We start from the raw sequence: 7,182 nt of genomic DNA on the forward strand, positions 1-7,182 counted from the left end.
AACTGCCGACCAATCTGTAATATTACCTTTAAAGATGTCCGCTATTTGCTTAGTTGTTAATCCTTGTGTAAATGGATTTTGTTTACCAACCACAACTGCTATTGCATCACGCTTTACAAAATTGGCAATTAGTCCTTGAGCTTGCTCTTGTGCGCTTAATGGTCGTGAGACAGCAGCAATATCAACTTGACCTGTCGTAACTTGTTGAATTCCAACATCCGAACCATTGGATGCAGTTTCGATTACTGAACCAGGACACTTTGACTCTATTAGTTGTTTGAGCATTTTATTGATTCGTACCATACTCGTAGAACCGTTGATTCGTAATTTTGTACCAGATGGTAAGCAACTTGCAACGGGCGATGATACTCGCGGTGGTATATGTGTAATAATGTACCAACATACTCCACCAATTATTAATGTTAAGCCAAGTTGTATCAACAATAGGGGAATATTTAATTTTTTTGTCTTTGACTTATTGTTAAGAATACCTTCCAAATACTTTATATCAGCATCGAGTTGTGATAGTTGTTCCTCAACTTCAATTGCTTGTGCCATTAGTTGTCGTGCTTTCGTCTCGTCTCCTGATGCTTGAGCAGCATGTGCTTCTTGTTCAAGCTGGTTTAATGTACGAAGTGTGTCTTGATAGGAATATTTAGCGGTTTCTAATGCTTCTTGTGTATCCCTGAGTGATGATTTATTCATATTCATATTTTTTTGTTTTAAGTAAAATTTATTAGTAAAAATTCTTAAAAAGCGGTAACTTGTACTGTGCCAATTTTGAAGCAATTACACTCAGGTAACGCCAATATTTGTCACTTTCAGCACAAATTCGCGAAGGTAAGTGTCCGGGTGGAGCAAGGTCTGTATATTTTAAACTTTGATAGAACGATGTTGAACTGTAACAAGCCCATTCTACACGTTGACAAAAGAGTACGTAGTCTTTTGCAGCACTGTCTAATATTTGGTTCTGAATGCTAAAACCATATTTACTATTGCTTGCGTCTATCCAAAGTTGATCTATTTTATGTAATATCTCGCATGGTACTAAGTTAATTTCATTACTTGTTAATTTTTCTGTTGGAGGTTTATCAACTGCCATGCATAGTAACTTCCAAGTCTCTAAGTCTGCTTCTTTCCATTTTTTAGACTTGAGTAAAAGCTCAAGCTTAATATAGTACACTTCTATTTTGGAAGTGCGGTCAGTACTGAAGTTCGCTGCACTTGGAGTAAAATTGCTTGGAGGTTGCGTTACAGGAATTGGATAGTTGATTTGTGTTGGTGGTAGATTGGTATTAGGCGCCTCTGGTAGTAATGAAAGCGCTTGCAGAACATCTTGTGCAGACTGATAACGCTGTATCGGTTGAAATTGCAGTAACTTATCTAAAATTCGCGCCAAGCCATCGCTGATAATACTACCAGCAGGTAGAAAATCACGCCAACGCCAACTGAGACTGGCGCTATCGTACATTTTTTGAACAGAGAACACACCTGTTATTAAACTAATACAGGTGACACCCAAACTATATAAATCACTACTGTGAAAAACAGCCCCCCTGAACTGCTCAGGCGCCGCATAATATAAAGTGCCAAGTGCAGTTGCTTGCTTGATGAAGCTTGATGATTGTAAAACCTTGGCAACACCAAAGTCAATTAAAACGGGTAATCCCCCTGAATCCTGGTTACGGATGATAATATTAGGTGGCTTAATGTCACGGTGTAAAACGTTATGCTCGTGGACAAATTTCAGGACAGGCAATATACCTTGTAACAACTGCCGAATTTTAACTTCACTATAGGCGCCTTGAAGTAATTCTTGCTCTAAAGTTACACCCTCAATCAATTCCTGAACAATATATAGACGCTCCTCATGGGTAAAATATGCTAAAAGCGTTGGAATTTGCGGGTGGTTGCCTAAAGACTCTAGGACAACTGCTTCCTGTTCAAACAACTCTACTGCTTTACTAACAAGTTGCCCTTGACCAACAAAACTTAACTGCTTAACCGCACAACGAGGTTTAGAAGGTTTGTGTTCGTCAATAGCCAAAAATGTTTTCCCAAAACCTCCTTTACCTAAGACACTTATAGGTTTGTACCTTTCAAGTAATAAAAGCTTACTACCGCAATAACAAACCTTGACTGTATCGGAGTTATTTGGTTGTTGGCAATCTGGGTTGATACAGAGGGTCATAGATATAAGAGATAGCTGCCTCCAATCTATTCAATCCAGATTAAGAACGCATTAATTAGTTAAAGTGCTTTGCTTAACGACAACGTAAATCCGGGTACAACATCTTCACCGTTTAATGTGGCGCCAGCGGGATATTGTGTAACTGTTCCATCGCTACGGTAAACTAAAGCTTGCTGATTTTGGCGGTCAATTAACCATCCCAAGCGTACACCGTTCTCTATATATTCTTGCATTTTTCTCTTGAGTTTTTCCAAACTGTCAGTGCTGGAACGGATTTCAATGATATTCATTGTCGCTTCGACAAATCTGGCACCAAATCAAGAAATTGGTCTTGCCTAGTTTCCCAATCTTGAGGTAAACGTTCTGTAGCGACGAACGCAGCATCAGGACTCCGGATTGCTTTGTTTTTTAGTCTAAAACCAGTACTAGATCCAAATACCTCACCTAGTCCTTGACTTTCTACCCAATTTAATAAGGATGCACCAGCTTTTAATTCTCTGTTGCCAGAAAATCCACCTGTAGGAGACATAGTTTCTAAAGTTCCATCAGCGTTACGTTCAAAGCGCATTTCCGGATTTTCTGCGCTCATCTCCATCAAATCAGCATCGCTGCACCAAAATGGCAATATTATTTCACGAGTCATATGGCTACATGCAAGGGATAGACTAATTTATTTTAGCAAGCAAATAGGTGTATATGAACTTTGCTAGATTCAGATTGTGGTTAATAATGGTGAAGTGCGATTGCTATAAGGTTTATGAGGCATCTCCGAATTGCTCCTAATTGGTTACGGTATTTTATTGTTGTGGTTTTACTGCTAGGAGTGTGTTTTCGCTTCGTTAACCTAGACGGTAAAGTGTTTTGGCATGATGAAACTTTTACAATGCTGCGGGTATCAGGATATACAGCAAGTGAAGTCAGGCAGGCAGTGTTTAATGGTCGTGTAATAAAAAGCGAAAGTCTGGCTAAATTTCAAGATGTTAATGATGATAAAGGTTTAATCGATACAATTAACTCTTTAGCGATTGAAGACCCTCAGCATCCACCGCTTTATTATATATTGGCGCGATTTTGGGTAGCTATCTTTGGTAACTCAGTAACAGTTATTAGATGTTTATCTGCTGTTATTAGTTTACTGTTGATTCCTTCTATGTATTGGTTATGCTACTTATTGTTTAGAGTACCGTTAGGGGCACCAGTCGTTGCTGTAGCATTAACGTTATGTTCTCCAGTTTTGTATGTTTATTCTACTGAAGCGCGGGAGTATATTCTTTGGGCTGTAACTATTTTATTATCGAGTGCTTGTTTATTACGCGCGATACAACTTGAGGATTCGCAAGATGTAAAATATCCTGTTTTTACTTGGGGAATATACGCACTGAGTCTTGCATTGAGCATGTACACGTTTTTACTGAGTGGATTTGTTGCAATTGCTCATGCTGTTTATGTAATTACAATAGCTAAATTTAAATGGACAAGGACATTAGAAGCTTTTTTTACAGCGATGTTGGTTAGTTTTTTATTTGCTAGTCCTTGGTTGATTATTGTTGCTACGAACTTATATAGATTTAACATTACCACTGAATGGACACAGGCGCCAATACCTATAGCAAATTTAGTTCAATCTTGGTTATTGCAAATTACGCGCATTTTTTTTGACTTTAATTGGAATTTAGATAATGTTTTCCAATTCTTCGCTGCGCTGTTTACTTTAGGTTTTGTTAGTTATGCAGTTTACTTTTTATATGTAAGAACAAATATAAAAGTGTGGTTATTTATTATAGCTTTAATTTTTATTCCCGCGCTACCTTTAGTGATACCTGATTTAATTTTGGGTGGAATGCGGTCGGTATCAGAGCGATATTTAATACCGTCATACTTAGGGATAATTATTGCAGTTGCTTACTTTTTAAGTTATCAAGTTAATGACGGTAATCTTTCACGGCGCCAAATTTGGTGTAGAGTGATGGTAATAATACTTTCGCTTGGGCTAATTTCGATTGCCGTTAATTCTCAAGCTGAGACTTGGTGGAATAAAGTTGTAAGTTCCGGCAATCCTGAAGTTGCTAGAATTGTTAATACTGAAGAGCGCGCGGTTTTGATCAGCGATGATGCTGGAATTAATTATGGAAACGTTTTTTCTTTGAGTTATTTGTTGAATCCTGAAGTAAGATTGTTATTGGTTAGAGAAAAGTCGGCGCCAAGGGTAACAAATTTTTCTTCAAGTGTTTATGTGTTAAATCCTTCAAGTCAGTTGGGACGTGATATAGAGAGGGTATACAGGTCAAGAATGAATCGTGTTTACTCGGATAGATTTTATTCGCTGTATAAATTAAGAAGTAATTTTGATCCCCCCAACCCCCCTTAATAAGCAGGCTAGGAATTGTTTACATATAGAACTAATATTATTGTTTACTTTCTTGTCCCCCCTTTCTACGCGCTACCGTGTACAGACAAATCTCTTTTTCTTATCTTTCTTTGTGTTCTACCCTACCCTTCGGGAAAACTTCGTTAACGGGAAAACCTTCGGTTTATGTGCCTTTGTGGTTCCATAAAGAGATAAACCACGAAGACACAAAGGGCACTGCATAGGGAAAAAGGCGGTTTATTTAAAGATGTGTGTATACCGTAGCCCTTATTAAGGGGGGATCAATTCGTTGCCAAGTTATTCCAGTTCAAGTTCATCAACTATTTTGGGTAAGTCTTTTTGGGAAACTTGACGATGACCCGTTTCTATAGCATCAACCCAGGAAATACTTTTTCCCATTCTTTGAGCAAAAGCTGCTCTAGACCAACCTTTGGCTTTTCTTGCTTCTCGAATGACACTAGCTGTTGGAGGTTTAAGAGTTTCTTCAATATTGTTTACTATATATTGGTTTTCTGGTAAAGCTAAATACTCCTGTGCTTCTATTGGTAAGTGAATATGTAATGTCGTGTTTAATAGGTTATTCCAGTAACCAATAGGTCTTTTAGTAGGGTTTTCACTTTTTAGCCAAACTGTACCTTGGTTAAGTTCCACATGCCAACCTGCATCTTTGACTACCTTTAAATCAGTTTCAAAGTCATCTGCTAAGGAGCGTCGAAGCTGTCTGTCTTTTTCGACCATTGATATTTTATCGGCGCCGTAAGCAATTTCTATAAGGGTTTTGCTAGTTATGCTGTCTTGTTTACCAGGTTGGACTTGGAAGGTAAGCCAAACGAGCATTCTTGCGGCACCGACATTTTGTTTACCGATGCTGAATAGTTTTTGAACAGTTTTTTTGGTAATTACACCTGTGCTGTAATGATATTCGGATTTATTGAGAAAATATTTAGCCCAGGCGCCGGCTTTGCCTATGACTTTTAGACCAACTAATTTGGTATTACCAGCTTTATCAGTTTGATAATCTCGTAGTACGGTGATATCCCAAATTTTTAAATCAGCAACAGTAAAAGCTCCGACTTTTCCTTGCTTAGGCCAAACAACACGGGCTAATATCTGGGCTGGCTGACGTAAAAGTTCGTATAAAATACTTAATTGTTCGTGTTTGCATAAGTCGCGGCGCCTAACAAGTCCTGTATAGTCAAGCAGTTGTTTGTCGTCAATAACAAAATTCTGCTCCCAAGGTTTTTCAAGATTTGCGGCAATAGCACAGTAAATTAGATGAATAGCGCAAGCTCTAGGGTCAAATTGGTCGATGACATTAAGAGCAGTTTCTTCAACTAAAGTATCTGGTTGCGGAGTTTCTGGGTTATCGGTTATGTAATAACAGATTTTTGCTTTATCACTATGAACTTTTTCGTAACTCAAAGTATTGTTGCTTGCTTCAGCTTTCCAAGGTAGATTCATTTTTTGCGATAAGACTTCAGCTACACCTCGCATTACTACGGACAATGCAGCCCTGTTGGCTTTACCATCAGGAAATAAAGAGGCTTTTTTATATTGTTGGTGTTTTGCAGGCACCGAGTTATTTGTTGTACTCGAATTATAATTAGCGTTAATTTTTAATCGCTTTTTAAGTGAATGCCATTTAGAACGTAGTATTTTTAATAATTTCATCGTATAAATTTAATTATATTAATATATCTATACATTTTTGTTTCCCTCTTATTAAGGATGTAGGGGAATCAAAACGATATAAAGCAACTTTATAAGATTTGTATTAACTATTATGTGACTGTACTTTTTGTTTTTTCATATGTCTAAAGGATTATTTTAGTAAATTAACTAGATGAATTCAAACGCTGTAGAGACGTGTAAACCGGAGGTTTTCCCGTAGGGATTAATCACGTCTCTACCGAAGTAATTGCGAATTATTGTGATTTTAAATACCTAATTAAACGTCAAAATAAGTAATTATCTCATTTTTTTCGGCAAAATACACTTTCAGATAAGCTTTCCATTGTAAAAAATGTTTCAGTGTTACGTAATTAATCAAGAAATTCAAGAATTACAACCTGGGAGAGTGGGGTTGCCTAAAGCTTGAGGAATTACATTTTCCAAACGAGACTTTTCAAAACGACTGATAGCGAACAAGTCCTCTGACTGTGCAGCAAACATTTCAGATGGAGTTCCATAGGCAATTGCTGCTAAATATCCAGCTTTGTTAACGATTTGCTTAACCCTAGAATCATAATTACCATAGGGGTAAGTAAAATAAATAATCTGCCTACCTAATTTTGACTCAAGTATCCGTTTTGACTCTGCAACTTCAACTAGAAGCTGTTTGTCTGATATTTTCGTGAGAGCAGGATGAGTTCGACTATGGGAAGATATTGTAATCAGTGGGTCATTTGACATCTTTTTTAGTTGTTGCCAAGTAATGTGACCACGACTAGCATTCACTCCTACAGCGCTTGTATGAACAGCAAAAACAGCCGGATAACCGTATTTTTTTAATAAAGGGTAAGCGTATTCATACTGTCCACTATAACCATCATCAAAAGTCAGTAAGATAGGTTTTTTTGGTAGTGGACTTCCTGTCCGCAAGTGCGCTATTAGTTTATTAACG

At 37.6% G+C, this 7,182-nt stretch carries 7 protein-coding genes; 1 reads left to right on the plus strand and 6 read right to left on the minus strand.

The genetic code is table 11. The annotated features are described in order from the left end of the window. The 4 genes from AC2JBO_RS41220 to AC2JBO_RS41235 all read right to left on the minus strand — a co-directional run. Window positions 1-705: substrate-binding domain-containing protein (locus AC2JBO_RS41220; protein ID WP_496959410.1), on the minus strand; the 705-nt coding region annotated here is incomplete at its 3' end. 31 nt (window positions 706-736) lie between these two features. After that, on the minus strand, window positions 737-2,191 hold the full coding sequence (locus tag AC2JBO_RS41225; protein WP_496959411.1) for a protein kinase domain-containing protein: 1,455 nt from the start codon (window positions 2,189-2,191) through the stop codon (window positions 737-739). 59 nt (window positions 2,192-2,250) lie between these two features. Beyond that, window positions 2,251-2,481 carry a Uma2 family endonuclease gene (locus AC2JBO_RS41230; protein WP_496959412.1) on the minus strand — a complete coding sequence of 77 codons (231 nt, stop codon included), beginning with the start codon at window positions 2,479-2,481 and terminating at the stop codon, window positions 2,251-2,253. Next, entirely contained in the window at window positions 2,478-2,834 is a 357-nt protein-coding gene (locus tag AC2JBO_RS41235; protein ID WP_496959413.1) for a Uma2 family endonuclease, read from the minus strand. The genes AC2JBO_RS41230 and AC2JBO_RS41235 overlap by 4 nt, the downstream gene beginning before the upstream one ends. A gap of 114 nt (window positions 2,835-2,948) precedes the next feature. Between AC2JBO_RS41235 and AC2JBO_RS41240 the strand changes: the two genes are divergently transcribed. Then, window positions 2,949-4,559, plus strand: coding sequence for a glycosyltransferase family 39 protein (locus tag AC2JBO_RS41240; RefSeq protein ID WP_496959414.1), 1,611 nt, complete (start codon window positions 2,949-2,951; stop codon window positions 4,557-4,559). 297 nt (window positions 4,560-4,856) lie between these two features. On the opposite strand, the gene AC2JBO_RS41245 is transcribed toward AC2JBO_RS41240, so the two are convergent. Next, window positions 4,857-6,230: a helix-turn-helix domain-containing protein gene (locus tag AC2JBO_RS41245; protein WP_496959415.1), complete on the minus strand. Its 1,374-nt coding sequence runs from the start codon at window positions 6,228-6,230 to the stop codon at window positions 4,857-4,859. Between the two features lie 384 nt (window positions 6,231-6,614). Further along, window positions 6,615-7,182 (minus strand): polysaccharide deacetylase family protein (locus AC2JBO_RS41250; protein WP_496959416.1); only part of this gene is annotated, 568 nt, incomplete at its 5' end.

Source organism: Calothrix sp. CBUCES-K 9914, assembly GCF_059640475.1.

Excerpts from the sequence above, each read along its gene's own strand:
- AC2JBO_RS41230 (WP_496959412.1), bottom strand. The coding sequence starts at position 2,481 with ATGAATATCATTGAAATCCGTTCCAGCACTGACAGTTTGGAAAAACTC.
- AC2JBO_RS41240 (WP_496959414.1), top strand. The coding sequence starts at position 2,949 with ATGAGGCATCTCCGAATTGCTCCTAATTGGTTACGGTATTTTATTGTT.
- AC2JBO_RS41225 (WP_496959411.1), bottom strand. The coding sequence starts at position 2,191 with ATGACCCTCTGTATCAACCCAGATTGCCAACAACCAAATAACTCCGAT.
- AC2JBO_RS41245 (WP_496959415.1), bottom strand. The coding sequence starts at position 6,230 with ATGAAATTATTAAAAATACTACGTTCTAAATGGCATTCACTTAAAAAG.
- AC2JBO_RS41235 (WP_496959413.1), bottom strand. The coding sequence starts at position 2,834 with ATGACTCGTGAAATAATATTGCCATTTTGGTGCAGCGATGCTGATTTG.